At 38.8% G+C, this 23,734-nt stretch carries 23 protein-coding genes; 5 read left to right on the top strand and 18 right to left on the bottom strand.

The annotated features are described in order from the left end of the window. Positions 1 to 20: 20 nt before the first annotated feature. The 13 genes from ACTQ46_RS03770 to ACTQ46_RS03830 all read right to left on the bottom strand — a co-directional run bounded on the left by ACTQ46_RS03770 (position 21) and on the right by ACTQ46_RS03830 (position 13,956). On the bottom strand, positions 21 to 740 hold the full coding sequence (locus ACTQ46_RS03770; protein WP_441747553.1) for a polyphosphate polymerase domain-containing protein: 720 nt from the start codon (positions 738 to 740) through the stop codon (positions 21 to 23). Positions 741 to 1,199: 459 nt separating this feature from the next. Next, positions 1,200 to 1,748: a TIGR01440 family protein gene (locus ACTQ46_RS03775; RefSeq protein ID WP_441747554.1), complete on the bottom strand. Its 549-nt coding sequence runs from the start codon at positions 1,746 to 1,748 to the stop codon at positions 1,200 to 1,202. Between the two features lie 528 nt (positions 1,749 to 2,276). After that, entirely contained in the window at positions 2,277 to 2,612 is a 336-nt protein-coding gene (locus tag ACTQ46_RS03780; RefSeq protein ID WP_441747555.1) for a PqqD family protein, read from the bottom strand. Then, positions 2,596 to 4,518: an OPT family oligopeptide transporter gene (locus ACTQ46_RS03785; RefSeq protein ID WP_441747556.1), complete on the bottom strand. Its 1,923-nt coding sequence runs from the start codon at positions 4,516 to 4,518 to the stop codon at positions 2,596 to 2,598. Before ACTQ46_RS03785 ends, ACTQ46_RS03780 begins: the two co-directional genes overlap by 17 nt. 302 nt (positions 4,519 to 4,820) lie before the next feature. Continuing rightward, positions 4,821 to 5,744 carry a D-ribose ABC transporter substrate-binding protein gene (locus tag ACTQ46_RS03790; RefSeq protein ID WP_441747557.1) on the bottom strand — a complete coding sequence of 308 codons (924 nt, stop codon included), beginning with the start codon at positions 5,742 to 5,744 and terminating at the stop codon, positions 4,821 to 4,823. Positions 5,745 to 5,753: 9 nt separating this feature from the next. Then, the gene (locus tag ACTQ46_RS03795) at positions 5,754 to 6,689 is read right to left on the bottom strand and encodes an ABC transporter permease (RefSeq protein ID WP_441747558.1); all 936 of its coding nucleotides are present in this window, start codon (positions 6,687 to 6,689) and stop codon (positions 5,754 to 5,756) included. After that, entirely contained in the window at positions 6,686 to 8,164 is a 1,479-nt protein-coding gene (locus ACTQ46_RS03800; RefSeq protein ID WP_441747559.1) for a sugar ABC transporter ATP-binding protein, read from the bottom strand. Before ACTQ46_RS03800 ends, ACTQ46_RS03795 begins: the two co-directional genes overlap by 4 nt. Positions 8,165 to 8,173: 9 nt before the next feature. Further along, a complete protein-coding gene (rbsD, locus tag ACTQ46_RS03805; RefSeq protein ID WP_441747560.1) occupies positions 8,174 to 8,566 on the bottom strand; it encodes a D-ribose pyranase in 393 nt (130 codons plus the stop codon). Continuing rightward, positions 8,563 to 9,450, bottom strand: coding sequence for a ribokinase (locus ACTQ46_RS03810; RefSeq protein ID WP_441747561.1), 888 nt, complete (start codon positions 9,448 to 9,450; stop codon positions 8,563 to 8,565). The genes rbsD and ACTQ46_RS03810 overlap by 4 nt, the downstream gene beginning before the upstream one ends. Then, on the bottom strand, positions 9,422 to 10,447 hold the full coding sequence (locus ACTQ46_RS03815) for a LacI family DNA-binding transcriptional regulator (RefSeq protein WP_441747562.1): 1,026 nt from the start codon (positions 10,445 to 10,447) through the stop codon (positions 9,422 to 9,424). The genes ACTQ46_RS03810 and ACTQ46_RS03815 overlap by 29 nt, the downstream gene beginning before the upstream one ends. Before the next feature lie 192 nt (positions 10,448 to 10,639). Next, on the bottom strand, positions 10,640 to 11,824 hold the full coding sequence (locus tag ACTQ46_RS03820; RefSeq protein WP_441747563.1) for an ABC transporter permease: 1,185 nt from the start codon (positions 11,822 to 11,824) through the stop codon (positions 10,640 to 10,642). Then, the gene (locus ACTQ46_RS03825) at positions 11,811 to 13,025 is read right to left on the bottom strand and encodes an ABC transporter permease (RefSeq protein WP_441747564.1); all 1,215 of its coding nucleotides are present in this window, start codon (positions 13,023 to 13,025) and stop codon (positions 11,811 to 11,813) included. The genes ACTQ46_RS03820 and ACTQ46_RS03825 overlap by 14 nt, the downstream gene beginning before the upstream one ends. Then, entirely contained in the window at positions 13,018 to 13,956 is a 939-nt protein-coding gene (locus tag ACTQ46_RS03830) for an ATP-binding cassette domain-containing protein (RefSeq protein WP_441747565.1), read from the bottom strand. Before ACTQ46_RS03830 ends, ACTQ46_RS03825 begins: the two co-directional genes overlap by 8 nt. A gap of 119 nt (positions 13,957 to 14,075) precedes the next feature. On the opposite strand from ACTQ46_RS03830, the gene ACTQ46_RS03835 reads away from it, so the two are divergent. The 3 genes from ACTQ46_RS03835 to ACTQ46_RS03845 all read left to right on the top strand — a co-directional run bounded on the left by ACTQ46_RS03835 (position 14,076) and on the right by ACTQ46_RS03845 (position 16,295). Next, positions 14,076 to 15,167, top strand: coding sequence for a sensor histidine kinase (locus ACTQ46_RS03835; protein ID WP_441747566.1), 1,092 nt, complete (start codon positions 14,076 to 14,078; stop codon positions 15,165 to 15,167). After that, the gene (locus ACTQ46_RS03840; RefSeq protein WP_441747567.1) at positions 15,164 to 15,796 is read left to right on the top strand and encodes a response regulator; all 633 of its coding nucleotides are present in this window, start codon (positions 15,164 to 15,166) and stop codon (positions 15,794 to 15,796) included. Before ACTQ46_RS03835 ends, ACTQ46_RS03840 begins: the two co-directional genes overlap by 4 nt. Positions 15,797 to 15,899: 103 nt before the next feature. After that, positions 15,900 to 16,295, top strand: a complete 396-nt coding sequence (locus tag ACTQ46_RS03845) for a YbaN family protein (protein ID WP_441747569.1) — start codon at positions 15,900 to 15,902, stop codon at positions 16,293 to 16,295. 500 nt (positions 16,296 to 16,795) lie between these two features. Here the strand turns inward: ACTQ46_RS03845 and ACTQ46_RS03850 are convergent, their stop codons facing one another. Further along, the gene (locus ACTQ46_RS03850) at positions 16,796 to 17,872 is read right to left on the bottom strand and encodes an FRG domain-containing protein (RefSeq protein WP_441747571.1); all 1,077 of its coding nucleotides are present in this window, start codon (positions 17,870 to 17,872) and stop codon (positions 16,796 to 16,798) included. A 158-nt stretch (positions 17,873 to 18,030) separates the two neighbouring features. Between ACTQ46_RS03850 and ACTQ46_RS03855 the strand changes: the two genes are divergently transcribed. Together ACTQ46_RS03855 and ACTQ46_RS03860 are read left to right on the top strand one after the other, a co-directional pair. Next, the gene (locus ACTQ46_RS03855; protein WP_441747572.1) at positions 18,031 to 20,193 is read left to right on the top strand and encodes a metallophosphoesterase family protein; all 2,163 of its coding nucleotides are present in this window, start codon (positions 18,031 to 18,033) and stop codon (positions 20,191 to 20,193) included. Continuing rightward, on the top strand, positions 20,190 to 20,657 hold the full coding sequence (locus ACTQ46_RS03860; RefSeq protein WP_441747574.1) for a methylated-DNA--[protein]-cysteine S-methyltransferase: 468 nt from the start codon (positions 20,190 to 20,192) through the stop codon (positions 20,655 to 20,657). Before ACTQ46_RS03855 ends, ACTQ46_RS03860 begins: the two co-directional genes overlap by 4 nt. Positions 20,658 to 20,689: 32 nt before the next feature. On the opposite strand, the gene ACTQ46_RS03865 is transcribed toward ACTQ46_RS03860, so the two are convergent. The 4 genes from ACTQ46_RS03865 to ACTQ46_RS03880 all read right to left on the bottom strand — a co-directional run bounded on the left by ACTQ46_RS03865 (position 20,690) and on the right by ACTQ46_RS03880 (position 23,731). Beyond that, on the bottom strand, positions 20,690 to 21,217 hold the full coding sequence (locus ACTQ46_RS03865) for a nitroreductase family protein (protein ID WP_441747576.1): 528 nt from the start codon (positions 21,215 to 21,217) through the stop codon (positions 20,690 to 20,692). A 111-nt stretch (positions 21,218 to 21,328) separates the two neighbouring features. Next, complete coding sequence (locus ACTQ46_RS03870) at positions 21,329 to 22,165, bottom strand: PhnE/PtxC family ABC transporter permease (protein ID WP_441747578.1); 837 nt, start codon at positions 22,163 to 22,165, stop codon at positions 21,329 to 21,331. Continuing rightward, positions 22,165 to 22,965: a PhnE/PtxC family ABC transporter permease gene (locus ACTQ46_RS03875; RefSeq protein ID WP_441747580.1), complete on the bottom strand. Its 801-nt coding sequence runs from the start codon at positions 22,963 to 22,965 to the stop codon at positions 22,165 to 22,167. The genes ACTQ46_RS03870 and ACTQ46_RS03875 overlap by 1 nt, the downstream gene beginning before the upstream one ends. Next, positions 22,958 to 23,731 carry a phosphonate ABC transporter ATP-binding protein gene (locus tag ACTQ46_RS03880; RefSeq protein WP_441747582.1) on the bottom strand — a complete coding sequence of 258 codons (774 nt, stop codon included), beginning with the start codon at positions 23,729 to 23,731 and terminating at the stop codon, positions 22,958 to 22,960. Before ACTQ46_RS03880 ends, ACTQ46_RS03875 begins: the two co-directional genes overlap by 8 nt. Positions 23,732 to 23,734: the final 3 nt, after the last annotated feature.

Below are 23,734 nucleotides of genomic sequence, written 5' to 3' on the forward strand. Positions count from 1 at the left end.
CATACACCTCTTTTATATTTTTAGTAGTAAAATTCTTCTAATAAGGATCTGGAGGATCCGAATTTGCTGACTTTGCATTTTTCCAAATTACACTGGCTAAGGGCAAATTGTATTTGGCTGAAGAGAAATTTTTCGAATTTCACTTCAAGAATTGTTTTTCGAAGGGGCATTGCATACTGATAATTCGGTTCTTCCTGATAAAGATCTGTATTCATATGTGTATAGCGAAGACGGTTATCCAGAGTGATTCTCGTATTAAAGTTTGGATGGGTGAAGGCGCGTCTTGAGTATTCTACAAGAGAAATGGGACGATAACCCATAGAATGGCCCAGCTCATAACCTAATTTTGCAGTAGGGGAGTTATACTTTAAAAGAGGCGAAAAATCTCCCTCTTGGATGCGTATTGCATCATCTTTCGTTATAATCACACTGTCTTTGACCTGATGGCCGTTTAATTTCCTTTTCAGTTCGAATTTTGCAGTTTCATCCTTCGTATCATAGATACGGATTCTCATACGTTTCACGAATTCCTTCTTTTTCATCTTGCCGATATAGTCTTGATTGTCGATAGCATCGAAGTAGACACTTCGAACACGGTATCCGTTATAACCGCCATAAGCATCCGGCACGAGTATTTTGTTTAATGCATCTAATAGATAGAGACGATCTTTTAAATCCACCATATATTTAAACTCTCGGCGGGATACGGTAATGGTCTCTTGATTTTGTAAAGCTTCCATAATAACCTCCTATGTAAATTAAATAGTTTGCCCTTCTACTACAATATACAAAGACTCCTTTAGATTTCGGTACCTTTTTAGAAAAAAATTTATAAAAAGTTTACACAATAATCATAAATGTATAGAAATATAGAATAATTGTTAACTTTAGTTAAAGGAATTTATATTAGAATATACAGAAGGGTTGAAAGACAAGGTTGTTTATATAAAATACCATTTAATAAAATGGTATAAAAATAAAACAAGAAAGTAGGATAGATCAAGAAATATAAGATATACAGAGAGACCGGAAAAAAATACCACTTACAAAAAGGGTGCAAAAATGTAGTGGTAATATCAAAAGAGGCAGGCTTGGAAAGGCAGTTCGAAGGACTTCATAAAAAAAACAAAAAAAGAACGGCTGTGATCTTGTTTTTCACAGCCGTTTTATTCTTGATATTTCGTTATAAATAGCGAAGATTATCTTATTTTGCCTGGATATTTAGCTCGTTCTCCACCGACAAGTTTTGGTCTCCATTTCATCGCAGTTACATGGGCTTTTCCGATTTCTTTAATCTTCAAGCGCACTGGAATCTGCACATATCGAATATGCATTCCAATAGAAGTATCGCCAATATCAAGACCTGCATAAGCGCAGATATGTTCTACCATAACAGGATCTTCTGCATGTTCGTATGCAGCCACTGCACAAGCACCTCCTGCATGAAGATGAGGAATAACAGTAACCTCCTCTAGATGATATCGTCTGGCACATTCTCTTTCTACAACTAATGATCTATTGATATGCTCGCAGCCTTGGACTGCAAGATAAATTCCGCGTTCTTTTAAAATGGGCAAAATTGTTGAAACGATAGCTTCTCCAACTTCTTGACTGGAGTTTTTTCCGATTTTTGAACCAAGCACTTCGCTGGAGCTGGCACCTAGTACAAGAATATCATGTTCTCTTAAATCAGCTTCTTCTAATAATTCTTCTAGAGCAGCCGTAACTTGTTCTTTAATTTGATCCATAATCATTTCCCCCTTTGTATAATTCTTCCTATCTTTAGTATAAACCCTATTGGCAAAATATAAAAGGATTTAAAACAACTTTTTTGTTTTTTTCAAGAGAAAAGAATGAGAGATTTTAGACGTTTCTCAAAAAAGAACAAAAAGATTATAAAAAAATAGTATGAGAATAGTAAAAATATTGTATTTATTAAGAAAGGGGGAGTTAAAAAAAGAGTGTGAGAGATTAAAAAAAAAGAGTGTTAGAGTGGGGAGAGTGGAGAGGGGAGTTATGGAAGAAACATGGGGCGTGTTTCGTTTATCATATTAGAACAAAAAACTTAAGATCAGAGCCGGAAGAATCTAATGCTTCTTTTTAGAGTAATAAAAGAAAAAGAGATGTGAAAAATACTTGCTGTTATGGGACTGGAGGGCGGGGAGGTGTTCTTATTCTATGAAGAAAAAGCTGTGCTTTTTCCTCCAACTCTTCACTCTAAAACTCTTCACGCTTTTAGAAGGTTTTTTAAAATAAAAACGACACGGTTTCCCGTGTCATTTTAAATCGATATAATGTACCTTTTGTAATGTTTTTATAAATTCAGATAATCTTGGATAAAGGGGTTCGGCTTCTTCACCGAATTGTTCTTTTACTTTTTGGCCGATATCGTAGATAGACGTTTTTCCATCGATATGAGTCCAGATAAAAGAACCTAAAGGATCTAATTGAATCTTTGACTGAACAGGTTTTTTTAAAAATTTCTGTCCAAATCGGTTGAAGATTCCTTTGTTTTCCACAAGAATAGTTACATTGCCCTTCTCTTCCATGGAAGGGTGAAGCTTTTCCGGTACTAAATCCAAGAGGTTTTGTCCCTTACGGTCTTTTCTCATATTTCTTATTCACTACGAAAACAAGATAAGCAGTAAGAAGAGCAAAGAAGATCAATCCTCCCAAGTTGCCAAGATTGATGCCGGCTCCTGTCTGAAGATTGATTACATCTGCTAACGTTCCATTCGCAAATGGAATAATTGCAAAGACAGCCAAAAGGATTCCGATTAAGCCTTCTCCGGCAATTAAACCGGATGTAAACAAGATACCTGTAGTAGTTGCCTCTGTTTTTTCTTCTTCTGACTTATGTTTTTTCTTATCTACATAAAGACGAACAAGCCCTCCGACCATGATACCTGATGTTAGATGGAATGGAAGGTATAAACCTACTGCAAAAGGAAGTACTGGAATTCTTAAGATTTCAGCTAATACTGCAATAGCAACTCCTGCAAGAACGAGAAGCCATGGAAGGTTTCCGTTCATAACTCCTTCTACTACAAGCTTCATTAAGATTGCTTGAGGTGCTGGAAGTTCTGGAGAACCATATCCCCAAGACTCGTTTAACAGCCATAATACGAATCCGATAACGATTGCAGAAGCGAATACTCCGATAAGCTCCCCGATTTGCTGGCGGTAAGGTGTAGCACCTACAATATAACCTGTTTTTAAATCCTGAGAAGTATCTCCGGCGATAGCAGCGATAATACAGATAATAGATCCGATACCGATAGCCGCCATCATCCCTTCACGTCCTACTTGTCCGCTCCACTTAAGAAGGATTGTAGAGAACAGAAGTGTTGCAATAGCCATACCGGAAACAGGGTTGTTGGAACTTCCGATCAAACCAACCATTCTAGAAGAAACTGTCGCAAAGAAGAAACCGAATAGTACAATTAATGCTGCACTTAAAAGGCTTACAGGTACTTGAGGAATCAGCCAAATAAGAATAATCATTGCTACAACTCCGATTCCTACAAAAGGAAGAGGAAGATCTTTGTCTGTACGAAGAGTATTTGCTGTTCCTGAACCGCTTCCGTAAGCTTTTATGGCATCGCGGAAACTGCTGAAAATCATAGGAAGAGATTTGATAAGGGAAATAATACCTCCTGCAGCTACGGCTCCAGCGCCGATATAACGGATATAGCTTCCCCAAATGCCCCAGCTGTCCATAGATGAAATAGGATCCGTTCCAGGGAATAATACAGCATCGCCTCCGAAGAACGCGATTAAAGGCATAAGAACGAACCATCCTAAAATACCGCCAGTGAACATATAAGAAGATATTCTAGGTCCGGTAATATAACCTACTCCAAGAAGTGCTGGAAGTACGTCCATACCTACACCTGTTCCTCTCATTGTATTGTTGGAGATTTCATAGTGAACTTCACTAGGGAACAGTTTTAAACCATCTGCTATAAATTTATAGACGGCAGCGATTCCAAGTCCTTTGAAGACAGTAGAAGCTTTTGCTCCTCCAGATTCGCCGGCTAAAAGGACTTCAGCACAGGCTGTTCCTTCAGGATAAGGAAGCACACCGTGTTCTTGAACGATAAGTGCGTTTCGTAGAGGAATCATAAATAATATTCCTAGAACCCCGCCGATAATAGAGATGATAAAAATAGATAGAATGGAAGGTGTTCCCATGTCCCATTCATTGAACCAAATAAATAATGCAGGTAATGTAAAAATAGCACCTGCAGCTAAAGATTCACCTGCGGAACCGATTGTTTGAGCCATGTTGTTTTCAAGTACAGAGTTTCGTTTTAAGATAAAACGGATCACTCCCATAGAGATTACAGCTGCTGGGATAGAGGCAGAGATAGTAAGTCCAACTCTAAGACCCAGATAAGCATTGGCAGCTCCGAAAACAATCGCCAAAATAGCACCCATAATGATAGATGTTGCATTTAACTCATTGGGGTTTTGATCGGCAGGTATAAAAGGTTTGAAACCTTCATTGTTTTTCATAATTGCTCCTTTCAAAAAAGGATACAAAATATCGATAATTTCAGATTTAGTATAGCATAAGAAAGGCATTTTTACCAAAGAATGATGGTTATAAGTGCATATTTTTCTGTTTGAAAAAATGGTACTTAAGGGAAGTAAAAAAGGGATGGCTGTAATCTCCTGTTTTTAAGTGATAAAGGGATTCAAAGACAATTTTGATTGAAATTTCAGAAATTGGTATTATATTGCATTTTTTTAATGGTTCAAGCATTAAAAGAGACCCTCGTTGTGAGGATCTCTCAAGGTATTATAATTTTAATTTCTTACTGTTTAATAAGCTCTAATGGAGAAGCTATATTTTCTTCGATTTCTTTGCCGCCGAAATAATCGATGGCTGCCTGCATAGCAATTTTACCCATTTCTAAAGGTTTTTGGGCAACAGTTGCATCTAATGTACCGCCTTCGACAGCTTTCAAAGCATCTTCTGTACCATCAAATCCCACAACGACGATGTCTTTTCCGCTGGCCTTGATCGCTTCCACAGCACCTAACGCCATCTCGTCGTTTTGTGCAAAAACACCTTGAACGGAAGGGTTCGCTTGTAAAAGATTTTCCATTACAGTCATACCTTCTGCTCTGTCAAAGTTCGCTGTTTGAGAGCCTAAAAGCTCGATTTTTCCTTCTGTAGCTTGTGCAAATCCCTCTCCTCGTTCTCGAGTAGTAGAAGCGCCGGGGATTCCTTCTAGTTGTAAAATCTTAGGATTTTCCCCTAGTTTCTCCAGCATAAATTCTCCGGCCATTTTTCCCCCTTCCACGTTGTTGGAAGCTACAAGAGAAACAAGTTTTCCTTCGTCTGCTCCCCGGTCTACTGCAATTACAGGGATATTAGCAGCGTTGATGGATTGGATAGATGTTGAGATCGCTTGAGAATCTACAGGGTTTACAATAATCATATCCACATTTTGCTGAAGCAGATCGTCGATTTGATTGCTTTGTGTAGACGAATCGTTTTGAGCATCGTAGATGATGATTTCTGTTTTGTTTGCATCGGCGATCTCTTGAAGTCCATCTCTTACAGATACGAAGAAAGGATTGTTTAAAGTAGAGATCGATACACCGATTTTAAGCTGGTCTGCAGCCTTTTGATTTTCAGCTTTTTGAGCTACCTCCGCATTTTGGCCTTCGATAGAACAGCCTGTGATCACAATTGTGAAGGCGAGTAATAGAGATAATAATATTTTTTTCATGAGTTCCTCCTATTTGTTTCGTTGTCGGTCGATCAAGACAGCAAGTAGAATTACAATACCTTTTACAATCTGCTGATAGAAACTGGAAATTCCCAGCAGATTCAAACCATTATTGAGTACTCCTAGAATAACTGCACCGATTAAAGTGCCTACAACGGTTCCTTTTCCACCGCTCATACTCGTTCCACCAAGAACAACTGCGGCGATAGCATCCATCTCATAAGCCTGTCCTGCGGTAGGCTGCGCAGAATTTAATCTAGATGCAAGAACAAGACCTGCTACAGAAGCAAGAACGCCAGAGATAATATAGATCTTCGTTTTCACTTTGTCTGTATCGATGCCGGCGATAAAGCTTGCCTTTTCGTTTCCTCCGACAGCATATGTTTTTTTGCCGAAGGTTGTTTTTCTAAGGATGACAAAACTAATACCAAAAAGAATCAGGAATAATATAATTTGGAAAGGGATCCCGAAGAAGTTTCCTCTGCCAAGAAAAGCGAATAAAAAGTCGCCGCTTTGTCCCTGGATCGGGTTTCCGTTTGTATAAACCAAAGTTAAACCTCGGTAGACGGTCATAGTAGCCAAGGTTACGATAAAAGGAGCCAGTTTTCCTTTTGTAATCAAAAGACCGTTTACTAGACCCATAACAGCCCCTAGAACCAAAGCGATAACGATCGCAAAAAAGGTGTTCATTCCTCCTGCCACAAATCCTGCGAACAGTGCAGAAGTAAGGGCTAATATACTGCCGACAGACAAGTCGATACCGCCGGTTAAAATAACAAAAGTCATTCCCAAGGCGATAAATCCGTTGATAGTAATTTGTCTAAATAAGTTGATCAGATTTGATGGATAGATAAAACTTGGGTTCAAAGCCGTTACAATAATCATTAATACGATTAAAGCTAAAAGAGTGCCCAGGTTTGAATTTTTAAGTTTATCTTTTATCATTTTGTCCCTCCTGTTGCTAGATGCATGATTTTTTCTTGTGTAAATTCCCCTCGTTCGTATTCTCCTTGAAGCTTTCCTTCATAGATCACGCAGATACGGTCCGATAAACTTAAAAGTTCTGAAAGATCGCTGGATACGAGAATCACGGCTACATTTCTTTTTGTCATTTCATTGATTAGAAGATAGATTTCTCTTTTAGCGCCTACATCGACGCCCTTTGTCGGTTCGTCAAGAATGAGAATCTCCGGATCGTTTCCGAACCACTTCGCCATAACGATTTTCTGCTGATTTCCTCCAGACAAGTCTTGTACAAATTCTTTGATACCAGTGGATCGGACTTTTAAGTTATCAAAAAGTGTTTGAGCAAAATTCTTTTCTTTTTCTTTGTCCACAAAGAATCCTTTGGAAATCTTTTTTAAGTTGGCGATGGAGATATTATCTTCGATGCTTTCGTCTAGGATCAGGCCTTCTTCCTGACGGTTTTCCGTCACAAAAGCAATTTTTTCAGCGATCGCTTTCTGGGGACTTGAGATATCCTTTTCTTTGCCGCCGATAAAAACTTTTCCAGAGGATTTCGGATCAATCCCAAAAATACTCCTCATAATCTCTGTACGTCCAGAGCCCATCAATCCTCCGATACCAAGGATCTCGCCGGCTCTTACGGAAAAGGAGATATCTTCGAAGTGTTCGGAGCTTAAGTTTTCAACACGAAGCTTCTCTTCTCCGATAACACGATGCATTTCAGGGTAAAAGTCGCCGACTTCTCGGCCGACCATCATTTTTACGATTTCTTCCACATTCGTACTGTTCGTATCCACTGCGGCTACAGAGATGCCGTCCCGCATAACGGTAATACGAGAAGTGAGGGCGAAGATCTCTTCCATTCTGTGGGAAATATAGATAATAGAGACCTTGTCTTCTTTTAATTTCGCCATAAGTTTAAAAAGCTTGTCGATTTCGTTATTCGTCAAGGCGGAAGTAGGTTCATCCATAATTAGGATTTCCAAGTTTTCCATGTTTGCCTTGGCGATTTCCAGCATCTGTCTTTGTCCTGCGGAGAGGTCGCCCACTCTTTGGGAAGGGCTGAGATTGATTTCTAAACGCTTAAAAAGAGCTTCCGCTTCTTCTTTCATCTGATTTTCATCGATGATCACGCCCTTTTTTAATTCTCTTCCCATATAGAGGTTTTCTAAAACCGTCATATCCGGCCAGTCTACAAGTTCTTGGTGGATAAATCCGATTCCCTTTTCCAGAGCTTCTGTAGACTTTTTGAAATGGACTTCCTCTCCATCCAATAGGATTTTCCCGCCGTCTTTTTCGAGAATACCGGTTAAAATATTCATCAATGTAGATTTCCCAGCACCGTTTTCTCCAACGAGAGCATGGATTTCTCCTGTTTTCACTTCGAAATCAACACCCTTTAAGACGTGGTTTTTGCCAAAGGATTTTTCGATTCCCTGCATAAATAGATTCATAAAATCACCTTAAAATATGTTCTTGCTTTGTAAAATAATATTCGAATAAGGAGTTGCTTCTCCTGTACGAATAATATATTTTACATCTGCCAACGACTTCTTAAAGTCTTCATGGGAGACGAATTCTTCTTCTGCTCCCGGAAGAAGGATTCTGATCTTTTCCAGCTGTTCTGGATTTTCTTTTATAATTTCAGAAGCGGCAGTATATTTCTCCACACTAAAATCCTTTAGAACTTCTTCCAATACATCCGAGAAAGAGGGTTCTCCTAATCGAAGGCTGATGTCGATTTTTTTAGCGTCTTCTATAGGCAGACCGCAGTCGCCGATGGCGATTTTATCTGTATGGCCAAGTTCGGACAAAGCTTTTGAAATCGCCGAGTTTAATATGCCGTTTAATTTCATTGTTTCCTCCTAAAGTCTTCTACATCGGATAGATGAGGGATAGACTCTGCTGCACCGAAAGTCTGAACAGACAAGGCGCTTGCAGCCGTTCCATATTCCATTGCCGTTTTTACATCTTTTTCTTCTAAATACTTGCTGATAAAATATCCTGTAAAAGTATCTCCAGCCCCTGTAGTATCTACCGTTTTAACGGCATAAGCTTCTTTTTCAAAACAGTTTTCTGAATCGAAATAGATAGAACCTTTTTTTCCTTTTGTCATGAGGAATCTGGACTCAGGAAACATTGTCAGCAGTTTTTTTTGAATTCCTGCAAGATCCTTGGAATTTGTAATATCTTTTGCCTCTGTTTCGTTCAAGATAAAGAAATCAATTTTAGAAAGATCCATTTCCAGCAAAGAATCTGTAATGGGGGAGGGGTTTAAGAAAATAAAGAGATCATTTTCTTTTGCTTTTTCGATAACATAATCTAAATGGTTGATTTCGTTTTGAAGAACAAGAGCTTCTCCTCTAAATTTCTCCAAAACGTCGTCGATGGATTTTTTGTCAAATTCGAAATTTGCTCCATGAAATAAGATGATGGAGTTTTCTCCGGTTTCATCGACTTGGATAATAGCATTGCCGCTTCTTTCAGAAACAGCAGCAATATAATCGGTATTGACATTGTTTTTGTTAAGAAATTCTTTTAAAAATCTGCCGTCTTCGCCGATAAAGCCCATATGATAAACCTCATTAGAAACTCGGGCAAGGGCAGTGGATTGATTGAGTCCCTTTCCGCCGACTAGTGTTTTAAGGCCTGTGGATTCGATAGTCTCTCCCGGTCGTACAATATGATGGACACTATAAGTAAGATCGATATTAAGAGATCCCATATTCAGTATTTTCATAAGGTCCTCCTTCTACAGTTTTCCCGATACATAAGTCGGGAGTGATTAGATGTCTTTTCTTTTTAATTTCCCGGTTTTCGATATGTTCGATTAAAATATCGACACCCAGCTTTGCTATTTTTTCCAGATGCTGATCGATAGTAGTGAGTTTCGGCTCGATAATGGTATTGATGGTGAGGTTATCGTAGCCGATTACCGACAAATCCTCCGGTATCTTTCGTCCTTTTTCTTGTGCCCGGTTTATAAAGCCGAAGGCGGAGAGATCGTTGAAGCAGAATACAGCAGTAATATCTTTGTCTTCAAGATAATCATAAGCCTCCCTGCCGCCTTCATAGTTATAATTTCCGTGGACAAGACAGTCTGAATCAAAGTGGACATCTCTTTCCATCATTGCGCCTAAAGCGCCGGCGATTCTTCTAGAGGAGTTTGCTGTATCCTTTGGGCCGGCTACGATTCCGATCTTTCGATGGCCCCGGTCTAAAAGATAGCTCATGGCAAGATAGCCTCCCTTTTCATTATCACCTGTGACCATAAGACATTTGTCCTTGCTGTAATCGATTTCATCTAAAAGAACTATTTTATATTTTCGATGAAGCTCTTCCTTAAAGTCTCGAACGGAACGATCTACAATAAGACAGCCCGCCATGAAATTAGCATCCATAATGGAGGAGAATTTTTCTATTGTAATCTTTTTACCCAAAGTCTGATAGATAAACAGAGTATAGTCCCTCTTTTCAAATTCTTTTGCAATATATTCGCAGAGGTTGGCAAAAAAAGGATTGGACAGATTCGGCACCATCAGCATAATCAGATTTGATTTCTGGGTTACGAGGCTTTTAGCCAGATTATTCGGTACATAGCCCAGTTCCTCGGCAGCCTTTCGGACCTTTTCTTTTGTTTCTTCTTTGATTTTATAATGAGTGTTGTTTAAAACCATGGAAACGGTGGTGATGGAAACACCGGCGGCTTTCGCAACGTGTTTTATTGTGATAGGCATAATCTTCTCCGTTAAAACGTTTTAATTAATTTAATTATAATGGCAGCTATAAAAGATGTCAAATCCTTTTTAGAGAAAAAGGACAAAGAATTATCAAATTGTACCAAGAAAAAGCACATCCTGTAAAAGGGTGTGCTTTTAGCAGCAGTGCTCAGTTTAATCGATATTCAATAGAATTTTCATAAAGAGTATTTAAGACAATCCTTGAAACTGCTTTCTTCTTCTATAAGCAAGAGAAAGGAGGAAGAAGGCCAACGCCATCAAGATCTGTATGGAAAAGGGCTTTACAAACAAATTCCAATCGATAGTGCCTGTCGTTTTTGCCAGTTCTTCCAACAATTCCACATGCCACAGAGTCGGGGTGAAATAGGCAAGATTTTTCATAGGTTCCCAGATCAGGTCCTTCGGGATAAAGACTCCGCTGGAAAAACCGATAAACAGAGCAAAGATGGTGCTGGCAAAACTGATAAATTCTTTATTTGGGGCAATCGTTCCAAAGAAGATCGCAATGGACGCCACGGATATCATATGAACGAAACTTGATAGGATAAAGAGTCTTGCGGTAAGGGTGCTGATAAAGGCTTCCCGGAAGAATAAAAATCCTATCACTAAGGAAATCAGCCAGATGAAAAAGACTACCAGAAGGCTTGAGAAGTACATACCTGCACTTCTTTTTATCTGAGGATAGCCGCTGGAAATTTCTCTCGCCTGAATGTTTTTGTCATCCATAGTAACCATGGTAAGTCCAACAAGGGCAATGGATGTGACATAGAGATAATAGCATAGGGTTCGGAAGAAGAGGGTCATCAAAAGAGTCTGGCGATTGTTTTCTGTACCATGGTAGAGAAGGGTGATGCGATCTGTAAAAGCCTGCTCTATCTTTTGAAGTATATTTTCTTCTTCCCCAGAGGAAATATTTCCTCCTTCTGCCATAGCGTTGATCTTATACAGGGAAACAAACTGGTTGATCTGAGTTTCCAAAATGCCGGAAGAGCTTTCATCCAGAGCCTTTAAAACTTCGATGGGGTTTTCCTGTTCCTGTCCTTGGCGGAGAGATTCTCCAAATCCTTTGGGGATTCTCATAACAAACAAAACTTCTTCGAAAAAGATAGCATCGGAGAGGATATCTTTTTCATCTTTAAGAGGAACGGTCCGAGTAGAGGATTCCAGAGATTTTACTAAGGAAGCGGAAAGAGGATCGTTGGAATCTTCATTAAATACTGCAATAGGAACTTTATCAAGCTGTACTGTTTCCGACTGCTCTTGTCCCAGGCTCATTAGAAGGAAGAAAAAAATAAGGATGAAAATAGCAAACTGAAGGAAAAACTCCGACAAATGCTTTTTTAAAACGTTGAAATACAATTTAAATGTTTTCATATTGTTTCCTCCTAAGGTTAAAGATGGTGATCCCTAGAAAAACTGCAGCAAGCAGTGCCAGTTCTCCCAAGTTTCTAAGATAACGACTGTACCCTTCGTAATAGTATAAGGAATAGATGCCGTCGGTGATTTTTATAATCGGATTTACCCTTTGCAAAAAGGGGACGTATTTATTAGCGTAGGTTAAAACTACAGGACTCATCATTCCAGAAAGGGATGCAAATAAAAGAGGCAATCCTATAGCAAGTGCAGATAATATTTTTTCGGATTTTCGAAATGTTGTGGCGATTCCTGATCCGATAAAAAAACCGGCTGCACATCCTGCCTCTATTAGGAGAATGATCGCAAGAGTCTGATCTCCAAAATCAATTCCTAGAATCTTTAAATATAAAAATAATAAGAGGCTTGCTATCATTTGAAGAAGAAGTCTTGGCAGCGCACCGGCGATAAATCGTATAAATTTTGGAACAGGCGAGATGCCTTGGCGCAAAGCGATATGGGAAAGGTCTGCCTCCAACTCGCTAGACACATAAAAGATAGAGGATGTCATCGCTAAAAGGGCGCTATAGCCTAGCAATGAAAAGAAAAGAATAATATAAGGCGAAGACAGTTTATTCGGTGTAACGTCTTTTATGGCCGGGGATTGTCTCTGATTTAAAAGACGGATGCTTTCTTCGAGAAAGTTTGGGTCAAGATCTCCTTCTTGAGATTTCTCCTCCATAATAGTACGAATGGATTTGAAATTCTGCTGATGCTGATTAAGAACGGATTCGATAATACCTGCCTTGAATCCCGGATCTTCAGAAGGGGCCAGAATAAATTTTATAGGGTCTCCATTTTCTATAGTTCCAAAAACCTTTCCTTGTTCCATCAATCGTTCTGCTTCTTCTTTATTCGTTTGTTTATAATAGAAAAGAGGGTCTGTTCCTTCTTCTACAGGTTCTAGTACTTTTTCGCCTTCTTCGCCTTTTACTCCGACAGACTCCATAAAAGACTGGAAAGAACCGTAATCCGAGCTTGCAGTGTTGTCGATAACAGCTACAGGGATCGGATCCAATGTAAAGATTTCGTTGGTAATAAGATTTCTAAAGGCGAAAAAGAACAAGGTTCCCATAACGAAAGGAAACACAATAGTCCAGAAGAGTCCCTGCCGGTTACGCAAGGTAATTTTTGTTTGAGTTAAAAATAAATCTTTAAACACGATCCCTCAACTCCTTTCCTGTGATTTCTAAGAAAACATCATTTAGAGAGGGTTGTTTTAAGGAGATTTTGTGGATAGATACGTTTTCTTTTTCAAACAAGTCCAGAACTTCAGTTAGAGTGTTCAGTCCTTTCTTCATTCGAAGTGTAAGCTGGCCTTCCTTATAATCGTAATGGCTGAGGTTTTTAAGTTCTTTTATTTTTTCGATCATAGCTTCATCGATTTCATAAGAAGTAATAGAGACGACATCTCCGTGCTGGGAAAGTTCTTTGATTTCTGGAGAACTTCCCGTAACAAGTATTTTTCCTTTATCCATAATAGAAAGACGATCGCAAAGAGCTTCTACCTCTTCCATATAATGGGTAGTATAGAGAATTGTACTTCCCTGATCCCTAAGCTCTTTGATTCCTTCGAGAATTTTGTTTCGGCTTTGAGGATCGACTGCTACCGTGGGTTCATCGAGAATGATCAGTTTCGGTTTATGGGCGATGCCGCAGGCCAGATTTAATCTTCGAAGAAGACCTCCGGATAGTTTAGACGGTCGGAATTTCTCGAAATCTTTCAGCTGTACAAAGTCTATCGCCCAGTCTACGGCCTCTCTTCGTTTCTTTTTGTCGTTAATGTAGAGACTGCAGAAATAGTCTATATTTTCCCTTACAGTCAGCTCTTCGTATACTGCAGGATTCTGCATCACAAGACCGATTTCTGCTTTTATATCGTAAGCATCCGGCTTCATCTCTTTTCCAAAGACAAAAACGTCGCCTTGTTCGTATTTTAAAAGGGACAATAGACAGTTGATCACCGTTGTCTTTCCAGAGCCGTTGGGGCCGAGAAGCCCATAGATTTCTTTTTCTTTTATTTCCAAGTTTAAATGATCTACTGCTGTCAGATCACCATACCTTTTTACTAAATCTTTAATTTCAACGATCATTGTAATCCCTCCTTTGATTATCTATATTATAATGGAGGAAAGGAAACATTATAAGTGCAATGCGTCATAAGATGAAGTGACATTTGTCACATCTAAAAAGAGAGAAGAGAGGAGGAAGGATGGAAATTTTAATAGATTCGATTATTATGGCTGGACTCGGGTTTATAGGAAATTATTCTTTATATCCGGGAAAGATCCCTGTAGCAGAACTCTTTATTCTTCTAATTTTTATGGCGATGAATTTTATTTTAATAGAGAAAAAGGGCAGGGATAGAAGAAATGAAATTATGTATTATGTAAAAAAAGTATTTATTCTGATTGTACTCCTAATCAGTATATTTCTTCCCCAGCTTCTTCTTTTTGCACCGGTTTTGATTCTTCAAAATACATGGAAGAAAGAAGAAATGCCGATTCTTTTTGCAGCCGTTTTGATTACAAGCAGAACCCCCCTACAGTTCTTGATAGCAGCGGTGTTATCGATTCTAGGGATAAGACTTTCCTATAGAAGGTGCCGTTATGAAAAACTGAAAGAAGAATATTTTAAGCAAAAAGGGGAGGCGGATTATCTATATCAAAATTTAAGAATCGAAAACCAAAAACTCGTCGAAAATCAAGATATTGAAATTGTAAATTCTGCCCTGAAGGAAAGAAATCGTATTTCAAAGGAAATTCACGATAATGTGGGTCATCTTCTTTCCAGTGCCCTTCTCCAGCTGGGAGCCTTGGAATTTTTAATATCGGAGGACTTAAAAGATCCCTTTTTAAAACTGCAAGCCACGATAAAGGAAGCTATGGAAAAGACCCGCAAAAGTGTTCACGGTCTTTATGACAAATCTTTGAATATGGAAATATTATTGAAAGAGCTGAAGGAAGGCTTTACCTTTTGTTCTTTGGAGTATACTGTAGAAATCGAGAAAGAGCCGGAAGCTTCTCTCTATTACACTATATCCAGTATCGTAAAGGAAGCTTTGTCCAATGTATCAAAGCATTCCGATGCAGATCGTGTGAATATTCAGCTGATGGAAGTGCGGGGAGACTATCATCTTCTTATAAAAGACAACGGTAGTGTTAAAAAGCAAGAAGAGGGCAGAGGCCTAGGGCTGATGAGTATGAGAGAACGGGTAGAAGATCTCGGAGGAAACTTTTATCTTAACAAAGAGAATGGATACCGTATTTTTATAACCCTGCCGGCAAAGGAGAGAGAAGTATGAGAATAATTATTATAGACGACGATCCATTAGTCTGCCAATCTTTAAAGACCATTATAGAAGCAGGTTCTAAACAAGGAAGCGGCGAGGAAATAGAAGTAATAACCATGGGTGAAAATGGAGAAGAAGCCGTTGCTTTTTACGAAAAGGAAAGACCGGACATTATTCTCTTAGATATCCGGATGGATAAAATGGACGGCTTAGAAGCGGGGAAAGTTATTTTAGAAAAAGATCCGGAAGCGAAAATTCTTTACTTGACAACTTTTTTAGACGGGGATTATATCGTAGAAGCCTTGAGAATCGGAGCGAAAGGCTATCTTATGAAGTCCGGATATGAAAGTATAGTAACCGCCCTCTATGCGATACAGGAAGGACAGAGGGTCTTTGGCGATGAGATAATAGAAAAGATTCCTGGAATGATAAAACAAGAAAAAACAAAAACAATCCCGGAACTTACCAAAAGAGAAATGGACTTGGTTGAAAGAGTCGCAGAAGGGATGAATAATAAAGAAATCGCAGAAGAGCTTTTTTTAAGCGAAGGAACTGTGCGGAACTATCTTTCTGTTATCTTGGAGAAATTACAATTAAGAGACCGGACGCAGCTTGCGATTTTTTATTATAAAAACCAGTAATAGAATGATAAAGGTATAATATAAATAACAGAACAATTTCAGAATAATTTAGTATATAATTATAGCAGCTGAATATAGGGTAGATATAAAATGAGGTGAATCGATGGATAATATAGATAATATTAAGGAGAGCCGAAAGGTTCGAGTAAAAAGAGCTTTATTTTTTATAGGAGGAACGATATCCCTTGTACTGGGGATGATCGGCTTATTTCTGCCTCTTTTGCCGACAACGCCCTTTATACTGTTATCGGCGGCATGCTTTTTAAGAAGCTCTAGAAAAATGTATGACTACGTAACCCATCATAAGATTTTCGGACGATATATCCGCAACTATGAAAAGGGAGTTATGGAGAAAAAGGATAAATACAGAACGTTGGCGATTCTATGGATCGGAATTATTTTTTCTGCTTTTGTAATCGACAAAATAATGGTAAAAGTAATTTTACTCGCTATTGCCGTAGGTGTAACGATCCATTTAAATAGTTTAAAGGCAGTTTAAAAGAAAGAGTGAAGAGTAAGAGAGTAAAAGAGTGAAAGAGTGAAAGAGTGGAGAGAGGGTGGAAAAATGAAAAATTCATTCATTTTTCTACATTCTATTAAAGATAGATTTATAAGTGTTGAACTTCACTAAAGTTGAAAAGTATTTTAAGAGTAAAAATAAAAATTCACAAATAAAAGGAAGAGCCTCTGCTCTTCCTTTTATTTGTCCTTGTGTTTATTTTTGTTAGCCAGATCTTCCAGCCATTTCTGACGGCTGGCTCCGCCCCAAGCTCCGAAGAATACAACAGCTATGGCGATAATAAGTATAATCCATCCCGTAATAAGCTCCTTTCCTTAAAATAGAAGTAGTAGATGATATATAATATACCCTCAATAAAGGAGTACATTCTTAAAAACTATGAAGCTGCGGTATTAACATCATAGAGGTTTTCGATTTTTCTACTCTTCATAAGTTTTATACTCTTTATAGTACGGACTGTGTTTATGAATAGTCCTATTTTACAAAATAGAATCCTTATATTTGTTTGTAATATATCTTGCGATACTATCTACATCTCCGTAGATGAACTTTTCGTTGATGCCCATCAGGTCTAATTGTTTTAGAATCTTTCGGGGATTATTGACTTTGATTTTCACGTCCGGCCAGATTCTTTGAAGGGCTACCAGTTCAGAATCGTCGTCTCCTCGAAGAGTCAGGTAGTTCTGATAAAGAAAGAGTCCCAGCTGGTTTTTCCCTCTTTCAAAGGAAAAGATAGGCTGATAGGTGAAATTTGGCAGACAGTCGATCCATTTGTGGCGGATACGCCCTTCCCGAATCTCTTTTAAATAATACTGCAGAGAGAAGAGATAGGCTGTAACGGCAGGATCCAGCTTCCCTTGATCCCGCTTAAGCTTCTGGTGGATTTTTTTGTTTGCGGAATCTTTATAAACCAAGAGGCTTTCTGGAATTTCATTTCTGTAATCTCCTTTTTCATAAGCCGGAAACTGTTCTTCGGGAAAAAGGGCTTGATGAAGCTTCTTTAGATGAGTATAGAAAACTTCCGGAAAGCCTTGTTCGTATTGGGACAGACGAAGATAAAGCTCTGCCATAATTTCTTTTTTGCCTACAAGGAGAAGATCCAGCAGATTATCGTATTCGTTTTCTGAAATCAGTTTTGTTACATTCAAAAGATGATTTCGAACAAGATATACATAACCGCTGCTGTCGATGGATTCTTCCTGAGGGAAATAAGGCTTGCAGGCAAAAAACAAGGCGATTAAAGGGGATGTTGTAAAGTCTAAGAGATTCGTAGGGATACCGTGATGCTGGGCGAAGGCTAAAAAATCATGGCGCTGGTCCGGGGTGATTTTATAATAGGTTTCCCGTTTAAACTCGTTTTTCATATGGAGAAAGGGATATTTCCCTCCAGATTCTACAGTTCTTCGAAAGGCAGAGGCGTTGCTGTGGGGATATTTCTGAGGTTCCCCCCGATAGATCGAGTTTTCGTATCTTCCAGAAAGTATAAGATCGATATACTCCGACAAGGATGAAATTTCATGTTCGACGGATTCTGGCATATAGTATTTGTTCTGCATAAAAACACTTCCTTTCCTAGAAAAATAGCAGAGAATTTTTAAATAGATATTTCTTATACGTTAAGTTTAAACAAGTTTAACATAGATTGTAAGCAAAACGTAATATTAGAAGATATACACCGTGTTATAATAAAGGCAGAACAAAACAGGAGCTGTATATGATACAAAAAACACCGTCTATTGACTACAAAAAAATAGAATTTAATAAAGATGAAGAAATGCCTCAAGGCACTTCAGCAAGGGATCTTCAGGAATATGTTGAAACATACAAAAGGCTTCCAGAAAAGACAGAAAAGTATCAAAGAAAAATTTCTATCCTTTCTGACACTCATCTTCTTCCAAAGTTTATGATTCGGGAAAATAACGCTTTTTTTGACAGCTTAAGCCTCGACGGAAAGCTTCTTCTAGAAGGAGAGGATATTCTGGATGCGGCATTAGAAGAGGTGTATCGTTCAAATTCGTCTATTCTTTTTTTGACAGGAGATTTGAGCCGAAATGGAGAGTGGAAAGCCTTAAAACGATTAGAAGAAAAACTTTTAGATTTAAAGCTCGCTTATGAAAAAGTAGGAAGAGATCTGTATATCTTTGCGGTTAACGGGAATCACGACATGAATAATATGGCTGCCAGAGATTTTGAAATGACTCCGGACTCTGTGAAAGTCTGGACGGATGCAGCCTTGACAGAGAGAATCGGTCCCCAGGAATTCAAAGAGATCTTTCTTCGAAAAGAGATGATGGGAACAGACACAATCGAAAAGTATGAAGATTCGGATATTTATAAGAATTATTTAAAGAATGTGAACATTACTTATCCTGACCAAGAATACGCTTCAGGAGTTCTGTCCTATACGGCAAGAGTTCCTTTTGGAAATAATCCGGAAGGAAAGGGCCTTACGGTAATAGGACTTGATACTGCAGCCTACAGCAGCGATGTAACAGCAGAGCATCTGAATACCAATGAAGTAGAAGGCCAGATTGTATGGCCCCTTATCCAATGGGCCTTGGAAAAAATAAAAGAGGGAAAAGAAAGGGAAGATATGGTGGTGATACTGGGCCATCACGGTTTTATTCCTCATTTAGAACATCAGGATATGAAAATCGGAGGTCTTGTAAAAACATGGGATTTTAAGTATCCTCAAAACAACAAAACACCAGCAGAAGCATTTGCAGATGCAGGAGTAGAGTATATTTTCACAGGGCATCTTCATACAAATGATATTGCAAAACTCGATACAAAAGAGGGAAATCGGATCTTTGATATTGAAACAGGCTCCATTGTCGATTACCCTTCAACGATGCGCACAGCGATTGCTACAAACTGCAAAGATGGTATCCGTATAGAACAGCTGGCGGTAGAAACCTCGATTGTGCCGGATGTGATCTATCACAATCAGAAAACTGGAGAAGATATACCGATCCCCGACCTTTCCGATTATAAAAACAAAAGATATTTTACGACAGACCGTTTTGTCCTCTTTTTAGACCTTCAGCTTCGCTCGGGCAATTTTAAAGAAATTCAAAAAAACGGGCTTCGCCAAAGTATATCAAGACTATTGGGCGAGGATTGGGGAGAGTTTATACGAAGAACACTGCCTGCTTGGCTGGGAACATCAAGAAAGCATGGAAGACGGCTTGTGAAACGTTACTTCAGCCTTTTTTACGATGAAGGAGAAGAGAGAATCTATTTTAGCGGACCCTTTGTAAAATACTATATCCATCAGTCGGATTTGGAAGACCTTATTTCCAACGTTCTTTATCAGGTGGATCAGCAGTATCTTCAAGACACTACCTATCTTCGGTCGAAATTTTACGAATTAGGAGAAATTCTGACCTATACAAAAATACCGGAACTGGGGGGAAACGTAGGAGATATCGCATCCTATGCTTATTCCAGAATGGCTGTGGGAAATGAAAATGATTTTTATGATTTGGTAGAAAACGAATGGTTTAAAAAGACATACCCTTATATCGAAAAGGGAAGTATGATGAAGAAATTATATGAATGGGCGACCCCCTATTTCAGCCGATATTTAAGAGAAATCGCCAGAACAATCTATTATCAGCCGGATGTGTCGAAAATTCTTCATAGGGAGGGAGTTTTTAATCTTTATGGAAGATATCTTCTTTCGGCAATCGGCGAAACGCTAAACGATACTTTGAAATCTGTTAATCTGGATCAGATGATTCTGAATTTCTTAAACACTTTAAATATGGACCGCATCAATGAATATATCGTTGAATTGTTAGACAATATGGTCCATGAGGATTATCCTTATCAATGGGGAAATGATTCGAAGTTTATTCACGGGAGGATACTATGATCTATAAGGAACTGGAAACAGAGATTGGAAGTATTTATATCCTTGAAGAGGATGGAAATATAACGGGTTTAACCTACGATAAGCAGGAAACTGCCGGGATAGAAAAGGGTTCCTCTTCTCTTTTAGAAAAAGCAGAAAGACAGCTTACAGAATATTTCGAAGGCAGAAGAAAAAGCTTCGACCTTCCTTTAGAACTGAAAGGGACAGATTTCCAGGTGAAAGTCTGGAAAGCTTTAGAAAAGATTCCCTACGGAGAAACCAAAAGCTATCAGGAGATAGCAGAGGAAATCGGATCCCCGAAAGCCTTTAGAGCTGTTGGCAATGCCAACAATAAAAATCCCGTCTCCATTATCATCCCCTGCCACAGAGTGATTGGAAAAAGCGGAAAGCTTGTAGGATATGGGGGAGGATTAGATAAAAAAGAATATCTGCTCCACATGGAAGAACAATTTAAAAACAATTAGTAAATCCTGCCGGAAAAGGGGCAGGATTTTCTTTATATTATTTTAACCTTAATTTCCGGCCTATTTTCACGGGGAGAAAGTTTTTCTTTTGGATAACCGATGGCGGCAGCGGATAGAATTGTAGAGTTTTCAGGAAGATCTAAAAGAGCTATCAGTTCGTGGTTTTTCTTTAATTTACGAAGGCATCCCCAGATATAAGTACTGCCTAAGCCGAGAGCGGCTGCTTGTAAAAGTATGTTTTCTATAATGCAGGCTGCGTTGGCGTATTCAATATGATCTTCGGAAAGATCGGTTGTGCTTACAATCATAAGAAGAGAAGCGCCATAGAAAGGATCTGCTTTTTCTCCATTTTTACGAGTCAGAAGAACACCTTGGCGAATACGTTCTAAAAGGTTCTGATCTTTTATAACCGTTAAGCCGGTAGTTTTAAAATCGCCCATAGCCAGAGGGGCAAGTTTTGCGGCTTGGATTAAAGTCTCCATATCCTGCTTCGAAATTTCTTTTCCCTGAATATAGACCCTTGTAGTTTTTCGCAAAGCCAATACGTTTTCAAAATCCATTGTCAATCTCCTTTCTTTTTCTTTAAATATAGACCCTTTGTTTAAATATAGCAAAACCCTATTCAAGAATCGGTGTTAAATTACCAGCCGGTTTTGAATAGGGTTTTGTTTTTAACTTACTATTTTTCTTGTCTGATTCGATACAATATCCGCTAGCCATACTAAAAGCAGGTAGGCAATAAGAATCAAGGTGATTTCCGAATAGCGGAAATAGCTCATAGCCAGTTTAAACTGCATCCCAAGACCTCCTGCGCCCACAAAACCCACAACAATAGTCGTTCGGATAATAACTTCCCAACGATAAATAATATAAGTGAGAAATTTAGCAGTTACAGCCGGTGCTATGCCGTAAACCATGATTTGAACACTGTTTGCCCCGCAAGAGGCGAGATTTCGTATAGGATCTTCTTTTAGATCTTCGATCACTTCAGCGCAGAGTTTTCCCAAAATTCCATAATTATGAAGAGCTAAAGCGATAGCTCCAGGGAGAATTCCCGGCTGGAAGATAAAGATAATAATCATAGCCCAGACCAATTCCGGAATCGCTCTTGTGATGATGTAAATCAATCGAAGAAAGAGAAAGAGGGGTCTATCATACCAGTGTTTTTTTAATAGAAGACTTCCATCTGCTACATTCCGAGCACTGGGAAGGACGGTGATAAGCATTGCAATTGTAGCAAATCCAATGGCAAGGATGCTCATCCATAAAGTTTCTCCCATTAGTTCCAGTATATTTAAGACAGCATCTTTCTGTAAAAAGGCCGGTGTTTCTTCGCCGGCACCTACCAATCCCTGAAGGAATCTCCTCAAGAATTCTGCATTTTTTTCTGTAAAGAGACCGAAAAAATCCCCTTCATCTACAACGATAATAAAAAACCAGGAAACGGCAAGCAATATAAAAAATAAAGCATAGGAAAATGTTTTGAAATTGAATTTTATTTTTTTCATTATGCAGTCTCCCTTTTACGAATTCCATTGCTCCACAAGTCGATTAAAAAGACTAAAAGAATCAGAAAGTAGAGGTATGTCCAGACCCTGGAATAACTTAGATCGCTTAAAGCCATTTGAATTTGATAACCCAAACCTCCGAGACCGATAAAACTCATAATAGTAGAAGAGCGGATAGCACATTCAAAACGATACATCCCATAGCTGATCATATCCGCTTTTGCAATAGGGAGATATCCATAGAACAGAACCTGGAGTTTGTTGGCGCCGGCAGATTCCAAAGAAGAAATAGGCTCTTTCGGAACATCCTCCAGCATGTCTGCAAAGACTCTTCCTAAAGTACCTCCATAAGGAATTCCTAAGGCAAAAACTGCAGCATAAGGAGATAACCCGATAGCTGCTACAAAAAGCCATGCCCATACCAGTTCATGGATCGCTCTCATAAAACCTAAAATTCCCCTAAAGAAACTTTTTAAAACTCTGCTCCTTCTTTTTTCTTTAAAAAGAACTCCGGATGCAAGAACGCCTAATGTCATAGCAATTAGAAGAGCCACAGTCATTCCCGTTACAGCATAGGCGACAGTTCGTATCGAGGCAATGACAGCATATTCTAGTGTTTGAGCAGAAAGATCTGGCGTGATCATTCCCTGAAAGATTTGATGAATGGCAACAGAGCCGCCTGGATGAATTAAATTTTCTCCCCAAGGTATCTGAAAAAGGCTCCATAAAAAGACGAGAAAGAGGATAAGATTAAGAAATCCTTTTTTATGAAATATTAAGAATTCATCGAATTTATTCATTTGTTTTAACCTCTTCGAATTCGTCAAGAGTATAGAGATCTTTCAGCAGTTCATCGGTTACTTCTTTTGCAGGCAGATCAAAATGGATCTCTCCCTTTCGCATACCGATAATTCTTTTAAAATAGATTTTTGCATAATCAACAGAATGAAGGACAGTTATTAATGTTTCTCCGCCTTCTTCCGTTAATTTTGTTAGAATGGATAAGATATCATCGGCTCGTGCCGGGTCCAAGGAGGAGATTGGTTCATCAGCCAGAACAACTTCTGGGTGTTGGACTAATAATCTTGCAATGGCAACTCTCTGCTGTTCTCCTCCGGAAAGGTTCGACGTTTTTTCATAAATCTTATCCGCAAGACCTACTCGTTCAAGAGCTTTTTCAGCATAGTCCTTTTCAGGAAAAACTAAAGAAATCAAAGACTTCAAGACTCCCCATTCATTGAGTCTGCCGGCAAGTACATTTTGTATCGCCGGCAATTGTCTGACCAAGTCAAACTGTTGACGCATAATACCTACTTTTTTTGCGAATTCTTTTCGAGACTTGAATTCTTTAAGCGGTGTCCCTGTTAATAAGACTTCGCCGCTGTCTGGCTCTATAACATTTGCAAGAATATTCAGCAGCGTAGTTTTACCGGCTCCGCTTGGTCCGATAAGGGCAACACTTTCTCCTTCGTATATTTTTAATGAAAGAGAAGACAGCACCCTTTTATTCCCGTAATCCTTACATATATTGTTTATTTCGTAAATGGCAGATAAGGATTTATCCATAAT

Source organism: Gallicola sp. Sow4_E12, from assembly GCF_052116305.1.
GTDB lineage: Bacteria > Bacillota > Clostridia > Tissierellales > Peptoniphilaceae > JBQKLI01.